The organism is Lentzea albida (assembly GCF_900111005.1).
GTDB lineage: Bacteria > Actinomycetota > Actinomycetes > Mycobacteriales > Pseudonocardiaceae > Lentzea > Lentzea albida.
Genome location: NZ_FOFV01000001.1, coordinates 273,321 through 297,925 on the forward strand (window position 1 = coordinate 273,321; position 24,605 = coordinate 297,925).

Consider the following 24,605-nt stretch of genomic DNA (forward strand, 5'->3'; position numbering starts at 1 on the left):
ATCTGAGATTCCAATTAAGCTAACGTCGCCTCCGTGAGGCTGACCAAGAGCACCGACATCGCGCTGCGGATCGTGATGCGGCTGGCCGTCGCCGGTCCGGCGAACCCGACCACGCGAGAGGTCGCGGAGGTCATGGGCGTGCAGTACACCCACGCGGCCAAGGTCGTCGCCCAGTTGCAGCACCTCGGTGTCGTGGAGGCGCGGCGCGGCCGGGGTGGTGGGCTCGCGCTCACCGCCGAAGGCCGGGCCGTCTCCGTCGGCCGCCTGATGCGGCAGCTGGAAGGCGTGGGCGACGTCGTCGACTGCGAGGGCGAGGTCGCCTGCCCGTTGAGCTCCGCCTGCCGGTTGCGGCGTGCGCTGCGCCAGGCCCAGGAAGCCTTTTACGCCTCGCTCGATCCGCTGCGCGTCGAGGACCTCGTCGCTGATCCCACCGGTCCCGTGCTGCTCACCCTGCAGCTGAAGTGAGGAAGACGATGTTGTCCTCGAAGTCGGCCGAGCTGGTCGAAGCCACCCTGCCCGCCGTCGGCGCCGCGATCGGCGAGATCAGCGCGTTGTTCTACGAGCGCATGTTCGCAGAGCACCCGGTGCTGCTGCGCGACCTGTTCAACCGCGGCAACCAGGCCAACGGCACGCAGGCCCAGGCGCTGGCCGGTTCGATCGCCGCGTTCGCCTCGGGCCTGCTCGCCGGGCGGACGCCCGACGCGATGCTGCGGCGCATCGCCCACAAGCACGTCTCGGTCGGCGTCACGCCCGGCCAGTACGCGGTCGTGCACAAGCACCTGCTCGGTGCCGTCGCCGAGGTCCTCGACGTCTCGGACGAGGTCGCGGCGGCCTGGAGCGAGGTCTACTGGCTGATGGCCGACACGCTCATCGGCCTCGAGCGCTTCCTGCCGCAGGGGCAGCGGGAACACCGGGTCATCGCGCGGTTCCAGGAGACCGACGACGTGGTGACGTTCGTGGTCAGGCCGCTCGACGGCCAGGTACGCGCGGGTGAGCCGGGTCAGTACGTGTCGGTGCAGGTGCCGCTCGCCGACGGCGCGCGGCAGATCCGCCAGTACAGCCTGTCCGGGCGGTCCGACGACGCGCTGCAGTTCTCGGTGAAGCGCGACGGCGAGGTGTCGAACCACCTGCACGACCACGTGCCGGTCGGCGCCACCGTGCTGGTCAGCCAGCCCGCCGGGGACCTGACGCTGCAGCCCGGCGACGGCCCGGTGCTGCTCGCGTCGGCGGGCATCGGCTGCACGCCGATGATCTCGATGCTCGGCGAGCTGGCGTTCACCGGCTCGCCCCGGCGGGTGATCGCGGTGCACGGTGACCGCGACCAGCTCACCCACCCGTTCCGCGCCGAGCTCGCCCAGCTCGTCGCCAAGCTGGAGGACGCGCGGGCGCACGTCTTCTACGAGAAGCCGATCGGGGAGTGGCCGGCCGAGCTCACCGGGTACGTCGACCTCGCCGGGGTCGAGGTGCCGGCGGACACCACCGCCTACCTGTGCGGACCCGTGCCGTTCCTGCGCGCGATGCGGGCCCAGCTGCTCGCGACGGGTGTCACCGACATCCACTACGAGGTCTTCGGGCCCGACCTAACCCGCTAGCCGGTCCAGGGCGTTGCGGACGTGGCCCTTGGTGTCCTCCAACGCGGCGGCCGCACGTTCGGTCGGCACACCCGACAACAGGTGCACCAGCGCCACCTTGAGGTCGCCGGACGCGTCCGCGAGCGCCTGTTCGCAGGCGTCCTCGGACTGCCCGGTGGCCTCGTGCAGGATCCGGATGGTCCGGCCGCGCAGCTTCGCGTTCGTCGCGCGCATGCTGACCATCAGGTTCGAGTAGGTGCGGCCGAGCTTGACCATCACCGCGGTGGAGAACGACGTCAGGACCAGCTTCTGGGCCGATCCCGCCTTCATCCGGGTGGAGCCGGCGATGGCCTCCGGACCGGTGTTCAGCGCGACGAGGACGTCCGGCGCGAACGGCACCGAGGCGTTGTTCGAGACCAGCACGGTGTGCGCGCCAAGCGCTTGCGCCTCTTCCAGCGCGCCGATCACGAACGGCGTGCGCCCGGATGCCGTCACGCCCACGACCAGGTCCTTCGCCGTGGCGTGGCGGCGGATCTGGGCGGCTCCGGAGTGGTCCTCGACCTCCTCGACGGCACGGACGAGGGCTTCCGGACCGCCCGCGTGGTGGGCGACGAACCAGTCGGACGGGGCGTTGAACGTGGGCACGAGCTCGGCGGCGTCCAGTGTCGCGAGACGCCCCGACGTGCCCGCGCCGACGTAGTGCACGCGGCCGCCGGACATGATCGCCTCGACGCCGAGGTCGACCGCGCGGGCCAGGTCCGGCAGCACCTGCGCCACCGCCGCCGGCACCGTGCGGTCCTCGTCGTTGATCATGCGGAGGACGTCGATCGTGGGCACCCGGTCGATGTCCGCGGTGCGCGGGTTCCGCTGCTCGGTCGGAGATTCCACGCGCACCACCACACCGTCCCGGGGGGAGGTCATTTAGACGTCTCCCGCGGCCGTCGCCGGCCGTCTGGTCTCGCGCCGAGCCGGTGCCCCGACACCGCCTCGTAGGTCGCCTCCAGCGCCGTCTTGGCCGAGTCCACGTGGTGCTGGGCGACGCCGATGAACAGGCAGTCGATCACCGTGAGCTGGGCGATGCGGCTCGCCATCGCGCCCGAGCGGAACGTGGTCTCGCGCGCGGCCGTGGTCAGCACGTGGTCGGAGACCTCGGTGATCGGCGAGCGCGGGAAGTTCGTCAGCGCGACCGTGGTGGCGCCGGTCTCGCGGGCGACGCGCAGGGCCTCGACGGTCTCCGCGGTCGAGCCGGTGTGCGAGATGCCGACGGCGACGTCCGCCTCCGTCAGCACGGCGGCGGACGTCAGCGCGATGTGCGTGTCGTTCCACGCGAAGCAGGTGAGCCCTATGCGGTGCAGCTTCTGCTGCAGGTCGAACGCCACGAAGGCGGACGCGCCGAAGCCGTAGACGTCGACGCGGCGGGCGCCCGCGACCGCCTGGACGACCTTGTCGAGCGACTCGACGTCGAGCTGCTCGGCGGTCTCCTCGACGGCGCGGGCGTCGGCGAACGCGACCTTGCCGACGACCTGGCGCAGGTCGTCGCCCGGTCCGATGTCGCCGCCCATGTCGTGGTTGGCCCTGGCCTGGCTGCGGGCCGTGTCCGCGGCGAGCGCGATGCGCAGCTCCGGGTACCCGCCGACGCCGATGGCCTTGCAGAACCGCGTCACCGTCGTCTCGCTGGTGCCCGCCTGCTCGGCGACCTCGGTGATGCTGCGGTGCGCGACCGTCGCCGGGTTCTCCAGCACCACCTTCGCGACGCGCTGCTCGGCGCGCGCGAGGCCCGGCAGCAACGACCGGATCTTCACCAGCGGACTGGACTCGGCACTGCTCTCAGTGGACACGTGGGAAACTTACTAACCGCCACTCCAACGGTCAACGGAGTGTGTCCGAAAGTCACCCTGTCGGCCCGGTTCAGCGGACGTCGGGCTTCTTCCGCGTCGACACGGCGATCCTGTTCCACGAGTTGATGGTGAAGATCAGCGCGATGAGCTGCGCCAGTTCCTCTTCGCCGAAGTGCTCCGCCGCCTGCTCGTAGACCTCGTCGCTGACGTACTCGTGGCTGCTCAGGACGGTGATGGCCTCGGTCAGCCGCAGCGCCGCCCGCTCCTTCTCGGTGTAGAGGTCACCGGCTTCCTCCCACGCGTTGAGGAGGTAGATGCGGGCCTCGGACTCGCCTCCCTTCCGCGCGTCGACGGTGTGCATGTTGAGGCAGTAGGCGCAGTGGTTGAGCTGGGACGCGCGGATGCGGACGAGCTCGGCGAGTTGCTCGTCGAGTCCCTCGCGGGCGGCGGCGTCGAGGGCGATCATGGCGCGGTAGACCTTCGGGGCCTTCTTGGCGAGGTCGATGCGGTTCGTCATGTCATTGAAACTAGGGCGCTGATTGGCCCTGGGCGTGGTGCAATCTCCGCGTGGAATCGTGGGCCAATCTCGACTTCCACCTGGACCTGTCCGGTCCGGGTGGCCTGCGGCACCGGTTGACGGCGTCGCTGCGCGAGGCGGTGCGGTCGGCCCGGTTGCCGCCGGGGACCCGCCTGCCGGCGTCGCGGTCGCTCGCCCTCGACCTCGGCATCGCGCGCAACACCGTCGCCGAGGCGTACGCGGAGCTCGTCGCGGAAGGGTGGCTGACCGCGCGTCAGGGTTCGGGAACCGTTGTCGCGCAACGGGTCGCGCCGCCCTCGCCGGTGACGCGCACCGTGCCGGACCCCGGCGTGCGGTTCGACCTGACGGTGTCGACGCCGGACGTCACGGAGTTCCCGCGCGCGGAGTGGATCCGGTCGACGCGGCGGGCGTTGATGGCGGCGCCGTCGGAGGCGTTCGGGCCGGGCGACCCGCAGGGGCGGATCGAGCTGCGGACGGCGCTGGCCGAGTACCTGGCGCGGGCGCGGGGAGTCCGTGCCGATCCCGAGCGGATCGTGGTGTGCTCCGGGTTCGGCGGTGCCGTGCAGATGTTCGACCGGCTGCTGGAGGCGCCGGTCGTCGTCGAGGAGTACGGGCTGGGGTTCCACCGGTCCTTGTGGACGTCGACCGTGCCGTTGGCGGTGGACGACCACGGCGCGAACACCGAGCAGTTGCCCGATGAACGGCGTGCGTGCGTGTTGACTCCCGCGCACCAGTTCCCGTTGGGCGGCCCGTTGCACCCACGGCGGCGCGCTGCTGCCGTGGAGTGGGCACGGCGTGTGGACGGCCTTGTGCTGGAAGACGACTACGACGGTGAGTTCCGCTACGACCGGCAGCCCGTCGGGGCGGTGCAGGGGCTCGACCCAGAACACGTCGTCTACCTGGGGACGTCGAGCAAGGCGTTGTCACCGGCGTTGCGGATCGCGTGGACGGTGCTGCCCGACCGGTTCGTCGACCCGGTCCTGGCGTTGAAGACCGACCGCGAGCAGCACATCAGCATGCTCGACCAGCTGACGTTGGCCGACTTCCTGGCGTCGGGTGCGTACGACAGCCATGTGCGGCGGATGCGGCTGAAGTACCAACGGCGGCGCGATCGTCTGGTGGAAGCTGTTTCGCCGTACGTGTCGGTGTCCGGCATCGCGGCCGGGATGCACGCGGTGCTGGAGACGCCTCACGAGTCAGCGATCGTGCAGACAGCACGAGAACGTGGGATCGAGGTCAGTCCTCTCTCGTGGTTCCGGCACGAGCTGAGCGACGACGACCGGTCCGGCGTGGTGGTGAGCTTCGGAGCGCCCGCGTTTCCACGGGCGCTCGCCGGCTTCACCGAGGTGCTAGCGGCGTGCCACTGACCAGCCCTCGGCCGTGACGTCGCCACGGGCGTGGACGTACACACCGCGGCCGTTGTACTGGCCCGCCTTGGTGTAGACGAACCTCGTCTTCACGGATTCCGTTGGCACCCAACGGCGTCCGGTCGTCGTGACGGTCCTCGCGTCCTGCCAGTCGGTGCCGTTCCAGTGCTGGATGGTCAGCTTGTCGCCCTTGTCGACGTCGACGAACACCTCGACAGGGCGTTCCGCGGTGAGGGTGCCGCCGGAAGTCGTTGCGCGCCATTGCTTTCCGTGCGCTGTGACGGCCAGTGCGTTCGCCAGACCGTCGGCGACCGCGCGGCGGGCCGGGTTGACACTGCCCCAGTCGCGGCTCGGGTGCACGCGGTTGGTCAGCAGGATCGCGATGGAGCGCGAAGCCTTGTCGATCACGAACGACGTGCCGGTGTACCCCGTGTGACCGGCGGTTCCCGGGCCGCTCAGCGCACCCATGTACCAGCGCTGGTCGAGCTCGAAGCCGAGACCGTGGGCGTTGTCGGGGAACTGCTGGTTGAAGTTCGTGAGCATCAGCTCGACGGAGTGCTCGCTGAGGATCCTGCGGCCGTTGTACGTGCCGCCGTTGAGGATCGTCTGGCCGAGGATCGCGAGGTCTTTGGCCGTGCCGAAGACACCGGCGTGGCCGGCTACTCCTCCGAGGGACCACGCATTCTCGTCGTGCACCTCACCGCGGACGATGCCGCGTGGTGGTGCCGACTGGAACTCCGTGGCGGCCGTGCGGTCCTTGGCCTTCGGGTTGTAGCCGGTGTCCTTCAGGCCGAGAGGCCTGGTGATGCCGTCCCGCACGGCCTCGTCGAGGCGTTTCCCGCTGACCTTGAAGACCAGCTCGCCGAGCGTGATCAGGTTCAGGTCCGAGTAGACGTACGTGGTGCCGGGCGTGGACTTCGGCGTCACGTCCATCACGGCTTTGATACGTGACGGGATGTTCGGATATCTCTGCCAGAGCGGGATGAACGGTTCGAGGCCGCTCGTGTGTGTGAGGAGCTGCTTGACGGTGATGTTCTCCTTGCCGTTCACGCCGAACTCGGGCAGGTAGGTGGCGACCTTCTCGTCGATGGCCACCCGGCCCTGCTCGACCTGCTGGATCACCGCGATCGACGTGAAGAGCTTGGAGATGGAGGCGAAGTCGAAGATCGTGTCCTTCTGCATCGGGACGCGTTCTTCCTCCGGCAGCTGGGTTTGCTGATCCTCGTAGAGGACTGCGTAGCCCGTGCGGTCGTGCGTGACGATCTTGCCGTTGTGCACGTACAGCGTGACGGCGCCGGCGAACAGCGGTTTGCCGTTGGCCTGCGGTTTCTGGAAGTCGCGCAGCTGGCCCAGGGCCGCGTTGATCGGCTCCGGGTCGAGGCCGGCCCACTGCGGGCTTGCCTCGCGCAGGGTCGTCCAGCGGTTCGCGAAACCGTCCTGGGGCTGGTCGAAGTAGCCGGGGACCGCCGTCGTCACGAGTGCGACGGCCAGGGCAGGGATGAGCATGGCGTCCTCACCGGTAGCGCAGGTAGGGCTGGCGGGTGCGGCGGAACTGCTGCAGCTCCTGCTGCCACGCGCCGGTGATCTCGTCCAGGGGAGCCTGGGCGTCGATCATCCCGCGCAGCCTGCCGGAGCCGCTGAGCTTGTCGATCCAGTTGTCGGGGCGCCACGCGAACACGTTCGGGTACAACGACTTCGCGGTGATCAGCATGGCGACGGCGGCCCTGATCGCGTCGAACTCGTGCGGGTCGGTGACGTGCAGGGTGACACCGCCGCAGGTCTTGCCCTGGAACTTGTTGAACGTCGGCGAGAAGTAGGTCTCGCGGAACCGGATCCCCCTGAGGCCCAGGGCGTTCAGCGCCTCGGCCCAGCGCCAGTCGACGCCGGGTGCGCCGACCGTTTCGAACGGGCGGGTCGTGCCGCGGCCCTCGGACAGCGCGGTGCCCTCGAACAGGCACGTGCCGGGGTAGACCAGCGCGGTGTCCCGGGTGGGCATGTTCGGGCTCGGCGGGACCCACGGCAGGCCCGTGTCGAGTTGGTCGCGCCGCCAGTTCCGGACGTCGACCACGCTGAGGTTCGTCTCGAGGCCGAACTCGCCCTTGAAGAGGCGGGCGAGTTCGCCGACGGTCATGCCGTGCTGCTGGACGATCGGCTTCAGGCCGACGAACGTGGCGTAAGCCGGGTCGAGTTGCGGGCCGTTCGCCTTGCCGCCGATGGGGTTCGGGCGGTCCAGGACGATGAAGTCGAGGTCCCGTGCGGCTTCCATCGCCTGGTACAGCGACCAGATGTACGTGTAGAAGCGCGCGCCCACGTCCGCGATGTCGAACACGACCGTGTCGATGCCCGCCTTGGTGAACATCGCCTGGATCTTGGCGGGGGTTGCCTGGTAGGTGTCGTACACCGGGATACCGGTGCGCGGGTCGGCGTAGTCGCCTTCCGATCCACCGGCCTGCGCGGTGCCCCTGAAGCCGTGTTCCGGGCCGAACACGGCGGTCGGCTTGGCGTCGTGGGCGACCATCGAGTCGACGACGTGCGTCTGGTCTTTCAGGATGCCCGTCGGGTTCGTGAGCACGCCGACCTTGCGGCCCTTGAGCCTGCGCCAGCCGTCGCTTGCGAGCTGCTCGGCGGCGGTGGCGAGCTTCGGGGCCGCGGTGGCGGTGGAAGCGCTGACGAGGGGGACGGAGAGGGCACCGGCTGCGAGGAAGCTCCGCCGCCTCACCAGGTCACCCCGTGACCGAACGGGTAGGGAGTCGGGCCGGGGACGTCGACCGGGAGCTTGCCCTGCGGCTTGACCTCGCCGAGCAGGACCCTGGCCAGCGCCTCCATCGAGACCGTGGTGGTCGAGTAGGTGGCGAGCCACGTCTTGGCGTTGCTGTGGGCGACGTCGTACGGGTTGGCGGTGGCGGCCGCGATGACGGGCTTGCCGGTGGCGACGAGCTGGTTGACCAGGTCGACCTGGGCGGGCCTCGTGCTCGCGTTGTTGGTCAGCACGACGATCTTGTCCGCGTTGGCCGCCGCTGCCACCGCCTGCTGGATCTGCGCCGCCGTGGGACTGGTCGACGTGACAACCTTGGTGCCCTTGAGCCTGGTGGCGAGGGCCGTGGTGGTGTCGGCGCTGGTGCCGACTACCAGGGGAGCGGTGGCGTTGAGCGGGATCGCCTGGCCGTCGTTGCGGACGGCCGTGATGGTGCGGTCGGCGATGGCCTGGGCCTTCTCCGTGTTGGAGCCGACGATCTGGTCGACCTTGTTCACATCGGTCTCGGCCGTGAGCATGACACCGCGCAGCAGCTTCATCTTGAGGATGCGCAGCACGCTCTCGTCGATGCGCTTCTCGGTGATCTCACCGCTGCGGACGGCCTTGACGACGCTGTCGATCGCGAGGCCGAGGTTCGGCGGCATCAGCAGCTGGTCGACACCCGCCTTGATGGCGAGCACCGGGATCTCGGCGTCGGAGTGGAGCTTGCGGACACCCGCCATCTCGAGCGAGTCGGTGACGACGACGCCGTCGTACTTCAGCTCGTCGCGCAGCAGACCGGTGATGATCTTCGGGCTGAGCGTGGCCGGGTTGCCGGACGGGTCGATCTGCGGCACCTGGATGTGCGCGGTCATGATCGAGTCGATCTTGGCGGCGATGGCGGCCTTGAACGGCGGCGCGTCGATCTGGCGCCACTGCTCCAGGCTGCGGTTCGAGACCGGCAGGGCGGTGTGGCTGTCCTCGGACGTGTCGCCGTGGCCGGGGAAGTGCTTGGCCGTGGAGGTCACCGAGGTCATGTCGAACCAGCGGCGGCCCTCGTAGCCCTGGACCTGGGCGGCGACCATGTCGGCGGTGAGCTTCGGGTCGCTGCTGAAACTGCGCACGCCGATGATGGGGTTCACCGGGTTGGAGTTGACGTCCGCGTCCGGCGCGAAGTTCTGGTTGATGCCCATCGCGCGGAGCTCCTGCCCGGTGATGCGGGCGGCCTCCTCGGCGTCCTTGACGCTCCTGCCCGCGCCGAGGGCCATGTTGCCCGGCAGTTGGGTGGCCGGCGGGCCGATGCGCGTGACGAGGCCCATCTCCTGGTCGGTGGAGATGAGCAGCGGGATCCTGCTGGCCTTCTGCAGGCCGTTGGAGAGCTGCGCGATCTGCTTTGGCGTGTCGACGTTGTCGCGGCTCGAGTTGTTGAAGTAGATGACGCCGCCGGGCTGGTACTTGCGCACCATGTCCGCGGCCGTCGCCACTCCGAAGTCCGTCTGGTTCTTGGGGTGCGGGACGTCGGCGGCCTGCCCGTTGACGTACGTGACGAAGAGCTGGCCGACCTTCTGTTCCAGCGACATCCCGCGCAGGGTGGTCACCGAGGCGTCCGCTCTCGCCACCGGCGTGAGGGCGACCATGGCAGTGACCAGCGTCAACGCGGCGATTTTCCGCACTTGGAAGAGCCTCCCGGTGATGTTCCCACAGATAACTGGCGCAGTTCGCAAGTTACCCACGACCGTGGGGTGGGTCAACGGGTGGCCATTGTGCCGTTCGGTGGCACTTTTTGACCGGACAAGCAGACGGGGCACCCCCGAAGGGGTGCCCCGTCTTCAGCGCGGGCTTGCGAGTTACCAAGCGTGCAACTCGTGTCGTACAACCCTGGCCTCGGCGTCCGGCGTCCCGGTACGCAGGCCCTAGACGACAAGCCTCCCGCGGCGTGCTGCGCGTGGGTACTCGAAGTCCGCGCACGGAGCTCTACCGGGGTGGAGTCTGGCTTCTCTTCGCCAGGTCCCTGGCCGATCCGAGGTCCGCACCACCATTTAAGTGCGTGGGCCCGGTCACAGCAAGGGCTCGGACGGGTGCACCGTTCAAGCCACGTTCAGTAAGGAAAGTACTGGCGTTTCTGGATTTGTGAGCGCGTGTTCGCGTTCGGGTACCGCTGGGAGGGCGGTGCCGTGCACTCACGCGGGCACCACGTGCGCGGCGCGTGGCCGCTACTCGCCGGTACCGCTCACTTCCCGGTGGTTCGTGGCCGCGGGGGCTTGACTTCAGCCGTTGCCGCGCTTGCGGCGCAGGCCGTACCAGGCCGCGCCGGCCGCCGCGACGGCGCCGAGGCTGATGGCCGTGACCGCCACCGCCTTGCCCGAGGGGGTCGGGATGCGGCCGCGCAGGCTGACCGGGTCGACGAACTGCTGCACCGGCCAGTCCTTCTCGAGCGCGATGCGGCGCAGGCCCCGGTCCGGGTTCACGACCGTCGGGTGGCCGACGACCTCGAGCATCGGGAGGTCCGTGACGCTGTCCGAATAGGCATAGCTCTTCGCGAGGTCGTAGCCGTGCTCGGCCGCCAGCTGCTTGATCATGACGGCCTTGTTGTCGGCGGCGCAGTAGAACTCCACCTCGCCGGTGTAGCGGCCGTCCTGGATCACCATCTTCGTGCCGACGCTGTAATCCGCCCCGATCATCTCCGCGATGGGCGCGACCAGTTCCGCGCCGGACGCGCTGACGATGACGACGTCGTGGCCCTCGGCCTTGTGGTCGGCGATCAACTGTGTCGCTTCTTTGTAGACGAGCGGATCGACGATGTCGTGCAAGGTCTCGCTCACGATGCTGCGGATCTGCTCCACGTCCCAGCCGGCGGCGAGAGCCGTGATGTGCGCCCGCATCCGGTCCATCTGGTCCGCGTCCGCGCCGGCGAGCATGAACACGAACTGCGCATACGCGCTCTTCAGGACCGCACGGCGGTTGATCAGACCCTCCTGGAAGAAGGGTCGGCTGAACGCCAGCGTGCTCGACTTCGCGATCACGGTCTTGTCGAGGTCGAAGAAGGCGGCGATCCGGCTCATGTGGCCCAGCTTAGGTGTACTCGTCAGTAGGCCGTTCGGGCGGCATTTCGTTCGTGTACGAAACCGTTGTGCTGCACGGTTACCGAAACTTGCCCCGCGGCTGTTGCGGAAGTTGCGCGCGGCACTGGCGCATGGGGATACAGTAGGAGAGTCCGGTTCGACGGACGGGTTCAGTCCGACCCCCCGGGACTGAACCATTGACGACCCCCGTCCCTCCCCCCTGGCGGGGGTCGTCCCATATCCGGACCCCGTTTCCGCGCGGGTGCGACTGGACCTCTGCCGTCCTCGTGCCGCGTTCCGGTGGCCAACCCCTCAGCGTCGCACACGACACCGACAGTCCTGCCGCGCCAAGGCTTCCAAGATCGCGACCTGTCCACAGCCGCTGATCTGTCCACATGTGGATCACCGCCCGTTGTGTCGTTCATCACGACTGACCACCGTTGATCCCATGACCCACCCCATCGCCCTGCTCACGGACCCGGACCTCCTCGACGAGGTCCTCCGCGTCGCCGCCGCGGCCGACTGCCCGCTCTCCTGCGCCCCGGACGTCACGTCGTTGCGCTCCCAGTGGCACTCCGCACCCCTGGTCCTGCTGGACCCGGCAGCGGTCTCCGCGTGCCTCGACGCTGGCTTCCCCCGCCGCACCGGCGTCCTGGTGGTCCACGGAGGCGACCCGCCCTGGGCCCCTGCCGTCGCCCTGGGAGCGGACGGCGTCCTCGAACTCCCGGTGGAGGGCCGCTCCCTGGTGACGGCCCTGACGGACCTGGGCGAGGGCCCGCCCTCCGACCGCGGTCGCGTGGTGTCGTTCATCGGCGGCAGGGGAGGAGCCGGCGCCTCGACCCTCGCCATAGCCTGCGGCCGCGAGGCCGTGGTCCAGGGCGGCGAGGCGATGCTCGTCGACTGCGACCCCCTCGGCGGCGGCATAGACCTGGCCCTGGGCACCGAGTCCGACCAGGGCGCCCGCTGGCCGGGCGTCCACGCCACCGGCGGCAGGGTCCCGATGTCGGCACTGAGGGCCGCCCTCCCCACCACGGGCAACCTGAGCGTCCTCGCCTGCGACAGAGCGGCCCCGGACCCGGAGCCGGCGGCGGTGGCGGCAGTCCTCGACGCAGGCCGCAGGGCGGGCTGCACGGTCCTCTGCGACCTGCCGCGCTTCCCCACCGCCTCCGCGTCGGCGGCCCTCGACCGCACGGACCTGACGATCCTCGTGGTCCCGGCCGAGGTCCGCGCCACGGCAGCCGCCGGCAGAGTCGCCACCCGCCTCCTCACCCACGGCCGCACCCTCCGCCTGGTGGTCCGGGGCCCGTCCCCCGGCAACCTCCAGCCGTCCGAGATGGCGGAGGTGATCGGCGTCCCCCTCCTCACCTCGATGAGGGCCGAGCCGGGCCTGGCCGAGGTACTCGAACGAGGCCGCTTCCCCCGCAACCCGAAGGGCCCGCTCGCCACAGCCGCCCGCGCGGTCCTGAAGGAGCTCCGCCCGTGACGCTTCCGGCCACCACCGACCAGGAGATCGAGTGCCTCACCTCCTACCTGGAGGACGCGGAGGCGGCACCACCCGACTTCGCCGGCTGCGGCTGCGTGCCGTTCTTCGTTGCGGCAGAGGCGGTTCCGCGTCGAGCGGTGCCCGCACAGCGCCCCACGAGCCCTCCCGCCGCGCTCACGCCAACCTGATCCCGCCACCCGACTTCGGCCTGCCTCACCGCCTCCCGGCCACCTCTCGCCTTCCCGGCCACCTCCTGGCGACCTCTTGCCTTCCTGGCCATCTCCTGGCCGCCTCTCGCCTTCCCGGTCGCCTTCCGCCTTCTCGCCCGCTTCCCGGTCGCCTTCCGCCCTCTCGCTCGCCTCCCGCCCGGCCCCTCGCACTGCGCCTCCACCCCGTCCCGCCTCGCACTGCGCCCCCGCCCCGCCCCACCCCGTCCCGTCCCGCCCCCGTCCCGCCTCGCACCTCTCCCTTGCTTCCCACCCGGTCCCAGCCTCGGTGCGTCCCTGCACTCCCGCGCCCCCGCCGGCACACCTGCCGTCCCTTGCCGTCCGTCGGCCGTCCCACCGCGCCACCCTCCGGCCGACCCGCCCCTCCCACCTCGCCCACCCCACAACCCCTTGCGCGGAAGGAACTCCCGCCGTGACCCGCCTGGGCCTCCTCCTCCGAATCGCCTGCCGGATGGCGCGCAACCTCGCCGTCCACGGCCGCCTCTACCCACCGCGCTTCATCTTCAAGAAGGAGCCGAAGTGAACCGTTTCCTCATCTGGTGCCAGGAGACCTGGCTCCGCCTCACCGGCCGCGAGATCACCTACGGCCGCCACGCCCGCCGCCCCGAGGCCGCGACGTGACGGCCGCCCTGATCGACCGCGTCCGCCACCGCCTGGCCGGCGCCGACATGGAGATGACGGCGGCCGTCGTGGCCCACGCGGTCCGCACCGAGGCCGGCGGCGTGCTGGCCGACTCGGACGTCCTCGAAGCCCTCCAGGTGCTCCGCCAGGAGTTCAGCGGCACCGGTCCGCTCGACCCGCTGCTCGCCGACCCCGGCACCACCGACGTCCTGGTCACCGCCCCCGACCAGGTCTGGGTCGACGGCACCACGGGGCTGCGCAAGACCTCCGTCACCTTTCCCGACGAGGACGCGGTCCGGCGTCTCGCCCAGCGGCTGGCGGTCGTGGCGGGCAGGCGGCTCGACGACGCCTCGCCGTGCGTCGACGGGTGGCTGCCGGGCAGCGGCGTGCGGCTGCACGCGGTGCTGCCGCCTGTGGCCGACCGCACCTGCCTGTCGCTGCGCATCCTCAGACCGGCGACGCACGACCTGGAGGCTCTCCAGAACCTCGGCACGTTCGACACCGAGATCGCGGAGACCCTGCGCACGATCGTCCGCGCGCGGATGGCCTTCCTGGTGGTCGGCGGCACCGGATCGGGCAAGACGTCGCTGCTGTCGGCGTTGCTGGGCTGCGTGCCGCCGCACGAACGCATCGTGTGCGTGGAGGACGCGGGCGAGCTCAACCCGGACCACCCGCAGTTCGTGCGGCTCACGGTGAGACCGGCGAACGTCGAGGGCGCCGGCGAGGTCACCACCCGGCAACTGGTGCGGGAGGCCCTGCGGATGCGGCCCGACCGGATCGTCGTCGGGGAGGTGCGCGGGGCCGAGGTGCGGGAGTTGCTCACCTCCTTGAACACCGGGCACGAAGGTGGCGCCGGGACGATGCACGCCAACTCGCCCGCCGAGGTGCCGGCGCGGCTGGAGGCCTTGGGGGCGTTGGGCGGCCTGGAACCGCGAGCGCTGCAAAGCCAGGTCATGGCGGCGGTGCGGGTCGTGCTGCACATGCGGCGCGACCGGAACACCAGGTACCTCAACGAGATCGGCGTGTTCGAGAAGGGCGACGCGCTCGAGGTCCGTCCGGTCTGGACACGCGAGCACGGCTGGCGGACCGAGGAGTTGCCGTGGTGAGCCTGGTCCTGCTGGCGGCAGCACTGCTCGTCTGGCCGCAGCTCAAGCCCCTCCGCCGCCTCAGGCCGCAGGGCAAGAGGGAGATCACGCTGCCCCCGTACGTCTGGCTCGCGGCCGCGGCGGTGATCACCTACCTCCTGGCAGGTGTCGGCGGGCTGATCGCCGCAGCGGTGATCGCGATGACCGGCAGACGGATCTTGAAGCAGCACAAGCGGAACAAGGCCCTGCGCCAGGCCACCGAGGCGTTGAGCAGCGGACTGGGCGGCGTGATCGACGAGCTCCGGGCGGGTGCCCACCCCGCCCAGGCGGCAGAGGGCGCGGCGGCGGACACCCCGGCACCCGCGAAGGAAGTGCTGAAAGCGGCGGCGGCCACGTCGAGGCTGGGCGGTGACGTCGAACGGACGTTGCGCGAGCTGCGGCAGCCGTTGCTGACCAGGGCGGTGGACCAGCTCGCCAGGGCGTGGCGCGTGTCGGCGAAGCACGGTGTGGCGCTGGCGGACGTCCTGGACGCCACGAGACGCGACCTCGACCAGCGGGCGGCGTTCGCGCGGCAGGTGCACGCGCGGATGGCCGGGCCTCGGGCCAGCGCGGCGGTGCTGGCCGGCCTGCCGCCGGTGGGTGTGCTGCTGGGCGAGCTGAGCGGCGCGCGGCCCCTGCACGTCCTCACGAGCACTCCAGCCGGGCAGTTCCTCCTCGTCCTGGGCGCGGTCTTCGCGGCGGCCGGCATCTGGTGGACGCAGCGGATCACGGAGGTCGAGCCGTGACGTTCCTGCTCCTCGCCCTGGCGGTGCTGGTGGCACCGGCACCACGCCGGTCGATCGACCGGCTCAGGCCGAGCGCCCACGACCCGCCGCCGGACGAGCCGAGGCCGGACGGACCGTTCGAACGGGCCGCGGCCTGGGACCTGCTCGCCGCGTGCCTGCGGGCCGGCCTGCCGGTGCCCACCGCGATCCAGGCGGTCGAGATCAGGGAACTGGGTCAGGTCGCCGAACTCCTCCGACTGGGCGCCGACCCGGTCACGGCGTGGGAGTCCGCGCTCGACCATCCCGCGACAGCGCTGCTGGCCAGGGCGGCGAGGCGGACCGCGCGGTCCGGGGCCGCACTGGCCCGGCAGACCGCGGAACTCGCCGCACGCACCAGGTCCGAGGCGAGTGACGAAGCGGAAGCGAAGGCGCAGAAAGCCGCGGTCGCGGTGGCGGCGCCGCTCGCACTGTGTTTCCTGCCGGCCTTTCTGTGCCTCGGCGTCGCGCCGGTGGTGCTGGGTCTGGCCGGTCAATTCCTCAACTAGGAGACGTCCATGAAACTGCTCGACGCCGAACTGCTCGACGACGACAGTGGCATGAGCACGGTGGAGTACGCGATCGGGACGTTGGCCGCGGCCGCGTTCGCCGGACTGCTCTACGTGCTCCTCACCAGCGACTTCCTGCAGAGCCAGTTGCGGGAGCTGATCCAGCGTGCGCTGTCTTCGGTCTGACGACCGGGGCATGGTCACGGTCGAGGCGGCGATCGCGGTCTGCACTCTGCTGGTGGCCCTGTGGCTCGCGGCGAACGGGCTGACGGCGGTCACCGAGCAAATGCGGTGCGCCGACGCGGCGAGAGAAGCGGCACGGCTCGCCGCACGCGGCGAACGGCAGCGAGGCGAGGAGGCCGCGGGGCGGATCGTGGGCGGTGCCAACGTTGTGATCGACGAACAAGGCGACGCGATCGAGGTCGTCGTCAGCAAGCGCGGGCCGCTGGGCGTGCCGCTCAGCGCACGGGCGTTCGCCGTGCCGGAGCCGCGATGAACGGCGAACGGCCTGGCTGCGAGCGCGGTTCGGCTGCGGTGAGCGGCGTGGTGGCGATGTTGTTGCTGATCATCGTCGCGGTGGGCGGCGCCTGGATCGGCTCGGCGGTCGTCGCGCGGCACCGGGTCACGGGTGCCGCCGATCTGGCGGCGCTCGCCGCTGCCGCTCGTCTCACCGAAGGCGACGAAAGTGCTTGTGAGCAGGCAAAACGGGTGGCCTCGGAGCACCGTGCCGAGCTGACGGACTGCGCGGTGAACGGCTGGGAGGTGGTGGTCGGGGTGTCCTCGGTTACGCCGTTCGGCCCGGTGAGCGCGCGAGCCAGGGCAGGTCCGGCTGAAGATCGAAGCGTTTGGAGCACGACGAGCGGTCGACTCACAGCGGTGAGCGGACTCACACCGCCGCCGGGACATGCTGAACGGTGATCGAACCAAACGCGCGGAGTTCAGTTGCCCGTTCTGACAAAGGACGTTCGCCGTCCCGTAGCTACCAGTTGTCGAGCGGGGCTTACGGAGCCCGGTGCCGGTGTCGTTAGTTGTAGTGGCGGCACCGACGCGGTGTCCTACGAACACCGGCACCACGTCGATGTCGAGTCAAAGCCTAGGAAGAAGGCGACGGAAGATGGATTGGTCGGACAGCTGGCGCGGGGCCTTCCGCATCGAACTGCGTGCCGAGGCCATCAGCCTCGCGTTCCGCGGTTGGCCCGTGCTGCCCGGCACCTTCCCGGCCGGTTCTGAGAACGGCGTGACGCAGTGGGCGGGCCGCAGCGGCCTCGAGCAGCACGGCCCGATCCCGGTGCACCGCGACTGGGTCGACCGCATCGGCACCCGTCCCGAGCAGGTCGCCACCTGGTGGACCGGCGCGTCCTACAGCCTTCTCGTCGCCACCGGTCACGTGGTGGACGCGATCGAGGTCGGCACCGACCTCGGTCGCCGCGCGGCCGTCGCCCTGCGGTCGATCGGCGTTCCCGTGCCGATCGCCGCGACCCCGTCCGGCCGGTGGATGTTCCTGGTGAAGTCCGGCTCGACCCTCAACACCGAGCTGGCCGGCAACCCGGACGTGCACCTCTACGGCAAGGGGGAGTACATCCCGCTGCCGCCCACCACGATGGCGCACGGTGTCGTGCACTGGCGGGTCAAGCCGCAGGTCTGCGGCTGGAACCTGCCGGACGCGCACGTCGTGCAGGACGCGCTCGTCGAGGCCGTGCACGCCCCGGCGCGTGGATACCAGCTCGAAACCGTCTGACCCACAACCGAAGAAGAAGCCCGGCCGTGTTGGGTGTCGTCGTGGACTCTCCCCGACAACCCCGAAGGCGATGCCCTGCACGGCCGTTCCACCAAGCCCGGTCCGATGATCGGCCTCCGCACCCCGCACGTCGGGGGCCGGCAGAGGAACGGGCGAAAAGCCGAACACGCACCCCGAAGGACAGCCTCCCGCAGTAGTGACCGGGCCGAGGAACGTTAGTGGCAGAGCACCAGCTCTGCCGCGGTCGGTGAAGCCGGCTCCTCCCCGGAGTTCGTCAGAAGACAGTCGACACCGACGCCTCCCGCGTGTCCTGTCGAGACGAACGAACCAGATTCCACCGATGTTCCAAGGGATCCGGTCACGAAGCGGTAGCAGGCGGGAAAACAGTGTTCGGCACGTGGAGAGCGCGGCGGGGGTACCCGTGAGCCCCCGCCGCGCCCACGAAAGCTAGAGACCTTCCGCGTACGCGGCGAAAGCCAAGGTCTCTTCCACAGATCCGGGCCGCGGTACCGCGTCGGCGTCCCAGCCGAGGTCCCGGTCCCGAAGGACTTGCTCGATCAGCGGGTGCCACCGCTGATCGAGCACATTCAAAGCCCACAGCAGGGCGCCGCGCTTCGACTCCACCTCTCCGGTCCGGATGGTGTAGAGCGTGCGGCAGTAGGCCGACACGATGTAGCGCTGCGTCCACGCGTTGCCCATCGGCGCCCACTCCGCGATGCCGGACAACACGTGCGGCAACTCCGCCCGCATCGACGAGCGCAGCACGGAAGCCGGCACCTCGTCGACCAGCGACGTGACCGGCGGGCCGTCCAGCACGATGCCGTGGTGGCGCAGGATCCAGCGGGCGTGCGGACTGTTGCAGTGCGTGTCCCAGACCAACGTGCGGGTGCCGTGGTCGTTGAACAACCACGGAACTCCGAGGCCGGCCACCGAGCGCAACGACTCGACGTCGGCGTAGGACCCCTCGATCTCGGTGGACCAGCGGCCGGGACGGGTCGGGATCTCGTCGTGCAGGGCACGAAGCCCGGCCTCGCGGTCGCCGGAGGGCAGTTCGGTGCAGGCGACGATGAAGTCGCAGTCGCTGTGGACGTCGCCGGCGCCCAGGGCGAACGAGCCCTGGACGTACGCGCCGACGTAGGTGGGGCCGAGGATCTCGCGGACCGAGGAGACGAAGTCCGCGAGCAGGGCGTCGAGGTCGGAAAAGGGCGTGAACAAGGCAACTCCTGAAGAACCCGTGGCCGATGTTGGGGGCGGGTGCGGTGGAGAGCGGACGCTCGTGCGGGGCGATGCGCCGGGAGAGCGATGCGGCTGTCGCGCCGGATCGCACCGAGGTGCGTCAGGTGCCCCGGCTCGGGCACGGCAACGCACTGGCACGGCAACCTGCTGGCTCGTCGTGCGCAGGCAAGGCGCACTCTCGGCTCAGCCGCACGAAGGCGCAGCGGACCGTCGGGCTTTCGCCGCGTCGGGCTCTCGCCGCGTCAGACGCGGCGGGTGCGGGTGGCGTTGTTCCAGCAGGCGTTCACCCCGCCACCGTAACCGGGCGAACCGGCGCCGGTCAGGTGATTTTCCCCAGCACCACGTCCAGCACCAGCACCGCGCCCGCCTTGTCGAGCGGGTCGTTGCCGTTGCCGCACTTGGGCGACTGCACGCACGACGGGCAGCCCATCGGGCACGCGCAGGCGCTGATCGCCGCGCGGGTCGCGGACAGCCAGGCCCGCAGGGCCGAGTGGCCCCGGTCGGCGAAGCCCGCGCCGCCGGGGTGGCCGTCGTGCACGAACACCGTCGGCATGCCCGTGTCGGGGTGCACGGCCGTCGAGACGCCGCCGATGTCCCACCTGTCGCACGTCGCGAAGAGCGGTAACAGGCCGATGGCCGCGTGTTCGGCGGCGTGCAGGGCGCCGGGGATGCGTTTGGCGTCCACGCCGGCGGCGAGGAGCAGCTGCTCGTCGACCGTGTACCAGACGGCGCGGGTGCGCAGCGTCTGCGAGGGCAGGTCCAGCGGGATCTGGTCCAGTACGACGCCGGACGGCAGGCGGCGGAGGTAGCCGACGACCTGGGTGGTCACCTCGACCTCGCCCAGCGACACGGACACGCCGTCGAAGTCGGTGCGTTCGACCTCGCGCACCACGGTGATGTCGACGCAGTCGCGCGGCTGCGTGGTCCACTCCGGGTCTTCGCGGTGCACGAGCGCCAACCCGCTCTCCAGGTCGAGCTCGTCCACGACGTACGCGCGGCCCTGGTGCAGGTACACGGCGCCGGGGTGCACCTGCCACGAGGCCGAGCCCGGGTCGACGGTGCCGAGCATGCGGCCCGAGTCGGCCTCCACGACGGCCACCTGCTCGCCGCCGGAGCCGCGGATGTCGACGCCGGCGTGCGGGCGGTCGTGCGATGCCCAGTACCAACCCGCCGGCCTGCGGCGCAGCAGCTTCTCCGCCACCAGTTCGTCCAGCACGGACTCGGCCAGCTCGCCGCCGAAGTCCGGGAGGCAGGCCGGGGTCAGCGGCATCTCCGCCGCCGCGCACGCCAGCTGCGGGCCCAGCACGTACGGGTTCAGCGGGTCGAGGACCGTCGCTTCTACCGGCCTGTCCAGCACCGCCGCCGGGTTGTGCACCAGGTAGGTGTCCAACGGGTCGTCGCGGGCCACGAACACGACCAGCGCGCTGTCGCCGGACCGGCCGGCGCGGCCCGCCTGCTGCCAGAACGACGCCAGCGTGCCGGGGAAACCGGCCACCACCACGGCGTCCAGGCCCGCGATGTCGACACCGAGCTCCAGCGCGTTCGTCGTCGCCACGCCGAGCAGGTCGCCCGTGGACAGCGCCTTCTCCAGCGCGCGGCGCTCCTCCGGCAGGAAGCCGCCGCGGTAGGCGGCCACGCGCGGGGGCAGTTCACTGTCCACTTCGGACAGAATTCGCTGCGTGCCCAGCGCTGTCAGCTCCGCGCCGCGGCGGGAGCGCACGAACGCGAGCGACCGGGCGCCCTCGACGACGAGGTCGGCGAGGATCCGCGACGTCTCCGCGCCCGCCGAGCGGCGGACCGGCGCGCCGTTCTCACCCTCCAGAGAGGTCAGTGGGGGTTCCCACAACGCGACCGTGCGCGACGCACGCGGCGAAAAGTCGTCCACGACAGCGGAAACGGGCACGCCGAGCAATCGTTCGGCGGACCCAGAAGGATCAGCCACAGTGGCCGATGCCAAAACGAAGATCGGGTCCGCGCCGTATTTGCGCGCGACGCGGCGGAGCCTTCGCATCAACAACGCCACGTGCGAACCGAAAACGCCTCGGTAGGAATGGCACTCGTCGATCACCACGTACTTCAGCCGCCGGAAGAACCGCAGCCATTTCGGGTGCTGCGGGAGGATTCCGCGGTGCAGCATGTCGGGGTTGGTGAAGACCCAGTTGGCGTGGGCCTTGACCCAGTCGCGTTCGGCCATCGGGGTGTCCCCGTCGTAGGCCGACGCGCGCACCCCCTTGATCCCCAGTTCCTCGAGCGATCGGAGCTGGTCCGCGCCAAGGGCTTTGGTCGGTGACAGGTACAGCGCGGTGGCCTTCGTGTCCGCCAAAAGAGTGGAAAGCACCGGCAACTGGTAGGCAAGTGACTTGCCCGACGCCGTGCCCGTCGCGAGGACCACGTGCTGCCCGGACCACGCCAGCGACGCCGCCTCGGCCTGGTGCCGCCACGGCTCGCGCACACCCGTCTCGACGAACGCCTCGACGACCGCCGGCGCCGTCCACGCAGGCCAGTCCACGTGATCTGCCTGCCGCAACGGCAGATCGCGCGCGTGCGTGAGGGGTGACTCCCCGGCGGGCACCCCCGCCAGCACGCGGTCCAGCAACCGGCGTCCCTGATCCACCACGGGATCGAGCTTCGCATACACCACCGACAGTCCAGGGCGGGCAGTGCGCGACTTCCTGCGCAGATAACGGTGTGTGCACGGAACGGAACGTTTCGTTGCCTCCTTGCAACCAGCCCCTAGACTCCCCGCTCATCGCATCCAATGAGGGATGCGTCACGTCGCGCTGGGCGGCTGGACTGCCTTGGCGCTGCACATGGCAACTCACCAGGAGGACGGATGTCCCGGCAATTCCTCGCGGAGGGCCTAGAGCTCTCCGGGGGTGATCGCGGCGTCGTAGCCGTGGTCGCCGTGGTCGCCCTGGCTGCTCTCGCCGTCGGGTACGTGCTGCTCAAGGAGGTGCTGGCCGCCGGCCAGGGCACCGACAAGATGCAGGACATCGCCAAGGCGGTTCAGGAGGGCGCAGCGGCCTACCTCAACCGGCAGTTCCGCACGCTCGGCATTTTTGTCGTGATCGTGTTCGTACTGCTGTTCGCGCTCCCGGCGGATGATTTGGCCGAGCGAATCGGCCGATCATTGTTCTTCATCGTCGGTGCGGCGTTCTCGGCGACCATCGGCTACCTGGGCATGTGGTTGTCCACGCGCGCCAACGTGCGTGTCGCCGCCGCCGCGAACGAAGAAGGCGGTCGCGAAAAGGCGACGCGCATCGCGTTCCGCACCGGCGGCGTGGTCGGCATGACCACGGTCGGTCTCGGCCTCTTCGGCGCGGCGCTCGTCGTGCTCGTCTACGCCGGTCAGGCCCCCAAGGTCCTGGAGGGCTTCGGCTTCGGCGCCGCGCTGCTCGCGATGTTCATGCGCGTCGGTGGCGGCATCTTCACCAAGGCCGCCGACGTCGGCGCCGACCTCGTCGGCAAGGTCGAGCAGGGCATCCCCGAGGACGACCCCCGCAACGCCGCCACCATCGCGGACAACGTGGGCGACAACGTCGGTGACTGCGCCGGCATGGCCGCGGACCTCTTCGAGTCCTACGCCGTCACGCTCGTCGCGTCGCTGATCCTCGGCACCGCGGCGTTCGGTGTGCAGGGCCTGCTGTTCCCGCTGATCGTCCCGGCGATCGGTGTGCTCACCGCGGTCATCGGCGTCTACACGACGAAGGCCAAGGCGGGCGAGAGCGGCCTCTCGGCCATCAACCGCGCCTTCTACATCTCCGCGGTCATCTCCGCGGTGCTGTGCACCATCGCGGCGTTCACGTACCTGCCGAGCTCCTTCGCGGACCTCAACGGCATCAGCGACGCGGTCAAGTCCACCAGCGGCAACCCGGCGCTGATCGCGTCCGTCGCGGTGATCATCGGCATCGTGCTCGCCGGCGTCATCCTCTGGCTGACCGGCTACTACACCGGCACCGACCACAAGCCGGTCAAGGAGGTCGGCCAGACCTCGCTGACCGGTGCGGCCACGGTGATCCTGTCGGGCATCTCGGTCGGCTTCGAGTCGGCCGTCTACACCGCGCTGGTGATCGGTGCCGCCGTCTACGGCGCGTTCCTGCTCTCCGGTTCGGTCGTCGTCGCGCTGTTCGCGATCGCGCTCGCCGGTTGTGGTCTCCTCACGACCGTCGGCGTCATCGTGGCGATGGACACCTTCGGCCCGGTCTCCGACAACGCGCAGGGCATCGCCGAGATGTCCGGTGACGTGCACGGCGAGGGCGCGCAGATCCTCACCGAGCTCGACGCCGTGGGCAACACCACCAAGGCCATCACCAAGGGCATCGCGATCGCGACGGCCGTGCTCGCCGCGACGGCGCTGTTCGGCTCCTACAAGGACGCCATCGACCAGGCCGTGGCGAAGGTGGGCAACCTCACGGGTGATCTGCCCATCTCGTTCACCAACGTGGTGTTCAGCCCGAACGTGCTGGTCGGCGTCGCCATCGGTGCGGCCGTCGTCTTCATGTTCTCGGGCCTCGCGGTCAACGCCGTGACGCGCGCCGCCGGTGCCATCGTGTTCGAGGTGCGCCGCCAGTTCCGCGACAACCCCGGCATCATGGACTACTCGGTGAAGCCGGAGTACGGCCGCGTCGTCGACATCTGCACCAGGGACTCGCTGCGCGAGCTCGCGACCCCCGGTCTGATGGCCGTGCTCGCCCCGATCGCCGTCGGCTTCGGCCTCGGCGTCGGCCCGTTGGCGGGCTACCTCGCCGGCGCGATCGCGACCGGCACGCTCATGGCGGTCTTCCTGGCCAACTCCGGTGGTGCCTGGGACAACGCCAAGAAGCTGGTCGAGGACGGCAACCACGGCGGCAAGGGCTCCGACGCCCACGCCGCGACGGTCATCGGCGACACCGTCGGCGACCCGTTCAAGGACACCGCCGGTCCGGCCATCAACCCGCTGATCAAGGTGATGAACCTGGTCTCGGTGCTGATCGCGCCCGCCATCGTCACCTTCTCCATCGGTGACAACGCGTCCGACCCGATCCGCATCGCGATCGCCGTGGTCGCGGCGCTGATCATCGTGGGTGCGGTCGTCGTGTCCAAGCGCCGCGGAACGTCGATCACGGACACCCCCGCGGAGACCGTGAGCAACGGCGCCGCTTAGTTCCAACTGCTCCGGTCGGGGTACGTTCGGGTTTCCCCCGACGTACCCCGACCTAGGAGTTCCGACATGAGGCGCAGCCTCGTCGCCACTGCCGCAGTTGCCGCCCTAGCGCTGGCCGGGTGCACCAACGGCGGCAACTCCGGCACCACCTCCACGCCCACCAGCGGCGCGGACAACGCAGCGGCCGTCGCCTACATGGACAAGGTGTGCGCCGCCGCCTCCGAGTTCGCCAAGATCGAGAAGACGGCCCCGAAGCTCGACGCGGGCGACTCCGCCAAGCTCAAGGCCGAGATGGCCGCGTACATGGGCCAGCTCGCCGACGCCTTCGGCAAGTCCGCCGAGGGCCTGAAGAACGTCGGCCCGTCGCCCGTGCAGGGCGGTGAGGAGGCCGTCACCAGGATGGCCGAGACGTTCACCTCGCTCGGCACCCTGTTCACCGAGGCCAAGACCAAGGTCGAGCAGGCCGACGCCAACAACGCCACCGGAGGCCTCCAGGCCGCCGGCGAGGCCATCGCCAAGCTCTCCGAGCTCGCGGACCCGCTGCGCGACCTCAACGACGTCCCCGAGCTGCAGAAGGCCACGCAGACGGCGCCGAAGTGCCAGGAGATGCAGCGCATCAACGTCACGCCGACGAGCTGACCGCGACCGCCCGG

Annotated in this window: 23 protein-coding genes; 14 read left to right on the forward strand and 9 right to left on the reverse strand. The window is 70.3% G+C overall.

The annotated features are described in order from the left end of the window. The first annotated feature begins 33 nt into the window (after nucleotides 1-33). Entirely contained in the window at nucleotides 34-465 is a 432-nt protein-coding gene (locus BMY74_RS01410; RefSeq protein ID WP_089908152.1) for an RrF2 family transcriptional regulator, read from the forward strand. Beyond that, nucleotides 462-1,592: a globin domain-containing protein gene (locus BMY74_RS01415; RefSeq protein WP_245785827.1), complete on the forward strand. Its 1,131-nt coding sequence runs from the start codon at nucleotides 462-464 to the stop codon at nucleotides 1,590-1,592. The genes BMY74_RS01410 and BMY74_RS01415 overlap by 4 nt, the downstream gene beginning before the upstream one ends. Here BMY74_RS01415 and murQ read toward each other — a convergent pair. The 3 genes from murQ to BMY74_RS01430 form a co-directional block, all read right to left on the reverse strand. Then, nucleotides 1,581-2,492 carry an N-acetylmuramic acid 6-phosphate etherase gene (murQ, locus tag BMY74_RS01420; RefSeq protein ID WP_089908159.1) on the reverse strand — a complete coding sequence of 304 codons (912 nt, stop codon included), beginning with the start codon at nucleotides 2,490-2,492 and terminating at the stop codon, nucleotides 1,581-1,583. The genes BMY74_RS01415 and murQ overlap by 12 nt on opposite strands. After that, on the reverse strand, nucleotides 2,489-3,409 hold the full coding sequence (locus tag BMY74_RS01425) for a MurR/RpiR family transcriptional regulator (protein WP_177229522.1): 921 nt from the start codon (nucleotides 3,407-3,409) through the stop codon (nucleotides 2,489-2,491). The genes murQ and BMY74_RS01425 overlap by 4 nt, the downstream gene beginning before the upstream one ends. Before the next feature lie 70 nt (nucleotides 3,410-3,479). Continuing rightward, a complete protein-coding gene (locus BMY74_RS01430) occupies nucleotides 3,480-3,926 on the reverse strand; it encodes a carboxymuconolactone decarboxylase family protein (RefSeq protein ID WP_089908164.1) in 447 nt (148 codons plus the stop codon). Between the two features lie 50 nt (nucleotides 3,927-3,976). Between BMY74_RS01430 and pdxR the strand changes: the two genes are divergently transcribed. Next, nucleotides 3,977-5,314 carry a MocR-like pyridoxine biosynthesis transcription factor PdxR gene (pdxR, locus tag BMY74_RS01435; RefSeq protein WP_089908167.1) on the forward strand — a complete coding sequence of 446 codons (1,338 nt, stop codon included), beginning with the start codon at nucleotides 3,977-3,979 and terminating at the stop codon, nucleotides 5,312-5,314. Here pdxR and BMY74_RS01440 read toward each other — a convergent pair. From BMY74_RS01440 to BMY74_RS01455, 4 genes are all read right to left on the reverse strand, one after another. After that, complete coding sequence (locus tag BMY74_RS01440) at nucleotides 5,297-6,820, reverse strand: serine hydrolase domain-containing protein (RefSeq protein WP_089908172.1); 1,524 nt, start codon at nucleotides 6,818-6,820, stop codon at nucleotides 5,297-5,299. The genes pdxR and BMY74_RS01440 overlap by 18 nt on opposite strands. 7 nt (nucleotides 6,821-6,827) lie before the next feature. Then, a complete protein-coding gene (locus tag BMY74_RS01445) occupies nucleotides 6,828-8,033 on the reverse strand; it encodes an exo-beta-N-acetylmuramidase NamZ family protein (protein WP_089908176.1) in 1,206 nt (401 codons plus the stop codon). Beyond that, nucleotides 8,030-9,685, reverse strand: a complete 1,656-nt coding sequence (locus BMY74_RS01450; RefSeq protein WP_089908179.1) for a glycoside hydrolase family 3 protein — start codon at nucleotides 9,683-9,685, stop codon at nucleotides 8,030-8,032. The genes BMY74_RS01445 and BMY74_RS01450 overlap by 4 nt, the downstream gene beginning before the upstream one ends. Before the next feature lie 630 nt (nucleotides 9,686-10,315). Beyond that, entirely contained in the window at nucleotides 10,316-11,110 is a 795-nt protein-coding gene (locus BMY74_RS01455) for an HAD-IB family hydrolase (RefSeq protein ID WP_089908182.1), read from the reverse strand. Between the two features lie 448 nt (nucleotides 11,111-11,558). Here BMY74_RS01455 and ssd point away from each other — a divergent pair, with 448 nt between their 5' ends. From ssd to BMY74_RS01500, 9 genes are all read left to right on the forward strand, one after another. Continuing rightward, nucleotides 11,559-12,593 carry a septum site-determining protein Ssd gene (gene ssd, locus BMY74_RS01460; protein ID WP_089908184.1) on the forward strand — a complete coding sequence of 345 codons (1,035 nt, stop codon included), beginning with the start codon at nucleotides 11,559-11,561 and terminating at the stop codon, nucleotides 12,591-12,593. Continuing rightward, on the forward strand, nucleotides 12,590-12,781 hold the full coding sequence (locus BMY74_RS01465) for a hypothetical protein (RefSeq protein WP_089908186.1): 192 nt from the start codon (nucleotides 12,590-12,592) through the stop codon (nucleotides 12,779-12,781). Before ssd ends, BMY74_RS01465 begins: the two co-directional genes overlap by 4 nt. Before the next feature lie 656 nt (nucleotides 12,782-13,437). Then, nucleotides 13,438-14,547, forward strand: coding sequence for a TadA family conjugal transfer-associated ATPase (locus tag BMY74_RS01470; protein ID WP_089908189.1), 1,110 nt, complete (start codon nucleotides 13,438-13,440; stop codon nucleotides 14,545-14,547). After that, entirely contained in the window at nucleotides 14,541-15,311 is a 771-nt protein-coding gene (locus BMY74_RS01475) for a type II secretion system F family protein (RefSeq protein ID WP_245785828.1), read from the forward strand. Before BMY74_RS01470 ends, BMY74_RS01475 begins: the two co-directional genes overlap by 7 nt. After that, on the forward strand, nucleotides 15,308-15,835 hold the full coding sequence (locus BMY74_RS01480) for a type II secretion system F family protein (protein ID WP_089908192.1): 528 nt from the start codon (nucleotides 15,308-15,310) through the stop codon (nucleotides 15,833-15,835). Before BMY74_RS01475 ends, BMY74_RS01480 begins: the two co-directional genes overlap by 4 nt. A gap of 9 nt (nucleotides 15,836-15,844) precedes the next feature. Continuing rightward, nucleotides 15,845-16,021: a DUF4244 domain-containing protein gene (locus BMY74_RS01485; RefSeq protein WP_089908194.1), complete on the forward strand. Its 177-nt coding sequence runs from the start codon at nucleotides 15,845-15,847 to the stop codon at nucleotides 16,019-16,021. A gap of 10 nt (nucleotides 16,022-16,031) precedes the next feature. Next, nucleotides 16,032-16,331: a TadE family type IV pilus minor pilin gene (locus BMY74_RS46585; RefSeq protein WP_089908197.1), complete on the forward strand. Its 300-nt coding sequence runs from the start codon at nucleotides 16,032-16,034 to the stop codon at nucleotides 16,329-16,331. After that, nucleotides 16,328-16,753: an Rv3654c family TadE-like protein gene (locus BMY74_RS01495; RefSeq protein ID WP_089908200.1), complete on the forward strand. Its 426-nt coding sequence runs from the start codon at nucleotides 16,328-16,330 to the stop codon at nucleotides 16,751-16,753. The genes BMY74_RS46585 and BMY74_RS01495 overlap by 4 nt, the downstream gene beginning before the upstream one ends. A gap of 196 nt (nucleotides 16,754-16,949) precedes the next feature. After that, nucleotides 16,950-17,573 carry a bifunctional DNA primase/polymerase gene (locus BMY74_RS01500; protein ID WP_089908203.1) on the forward strand — a complete coding sequence of 208 codons (624 nt, stop codon included), beginning with the start codon at nucleotides 16,950-16,952 and terminating at the stop codon, nucleotides 17,571-17,573. A gap of 447 nt (nucleotides 17,574-18,020) precedes the next feature. Here the strand turns inward: BMY74_RS01500 and BMY74_RS01505 are convergent, their stop codons facing one another. Together BMY74_RS01505 and BMY74_RS01510 are read right to left on the reverse strand one after the other, a co-directional pair. Then, entirely contained in the window at nucleotides 18,021-18,788 is a 768-nt protein-coding gene (locus BMY74_RS01505) for an aminoglycoside adenylyltransferase domain-containing protein (protein ID WP_089908206.1), read from the reverse strand. Between the two features lie 340 nt (nucleotides 18,789-19,128). After that, nucleotides 19,129-21,426, reverse strand: coding sequence for a DEAD/DEAH box helicase (locus tag BMY74_RS01510; protein ID WP_245785829.1), 2,298 nt, complete (start codon nucleotides 21,424-21,426; stop codon nucleotides 19,129-19,131). Between the two features lie 216 nt (nucleotides 21,427-21,642). Between BMY74_RS01510 and BMY74_RS01515 the strand changes: the two genes are divergently transcribed. Beyond that, nucleotides 21,643-23,952, forward strand: coding sequence for a sodium-translocating pyrophosphatase (locus BMY74_RS01515; RefSeq protein ID WP_089908210.1), 2,310 nt, complete (start codon nucleotides 21,643-21,645; stop codon nucleotides 23,950-23,952). A gap of 66 nt (nucleotides 23,953-24,018) precedes the next feature. After that, entirely contained in the window at nucleotides 24,019-24,591 is a 573-nt protein-coding gene (locus BMY74_RS01520) for a hypothetical protein (protein WP_089908213.1), read from the forward strand. The last annotated feature ends 14 nt before the right edge of the window (nucleotides 24,592-24,605 follow it).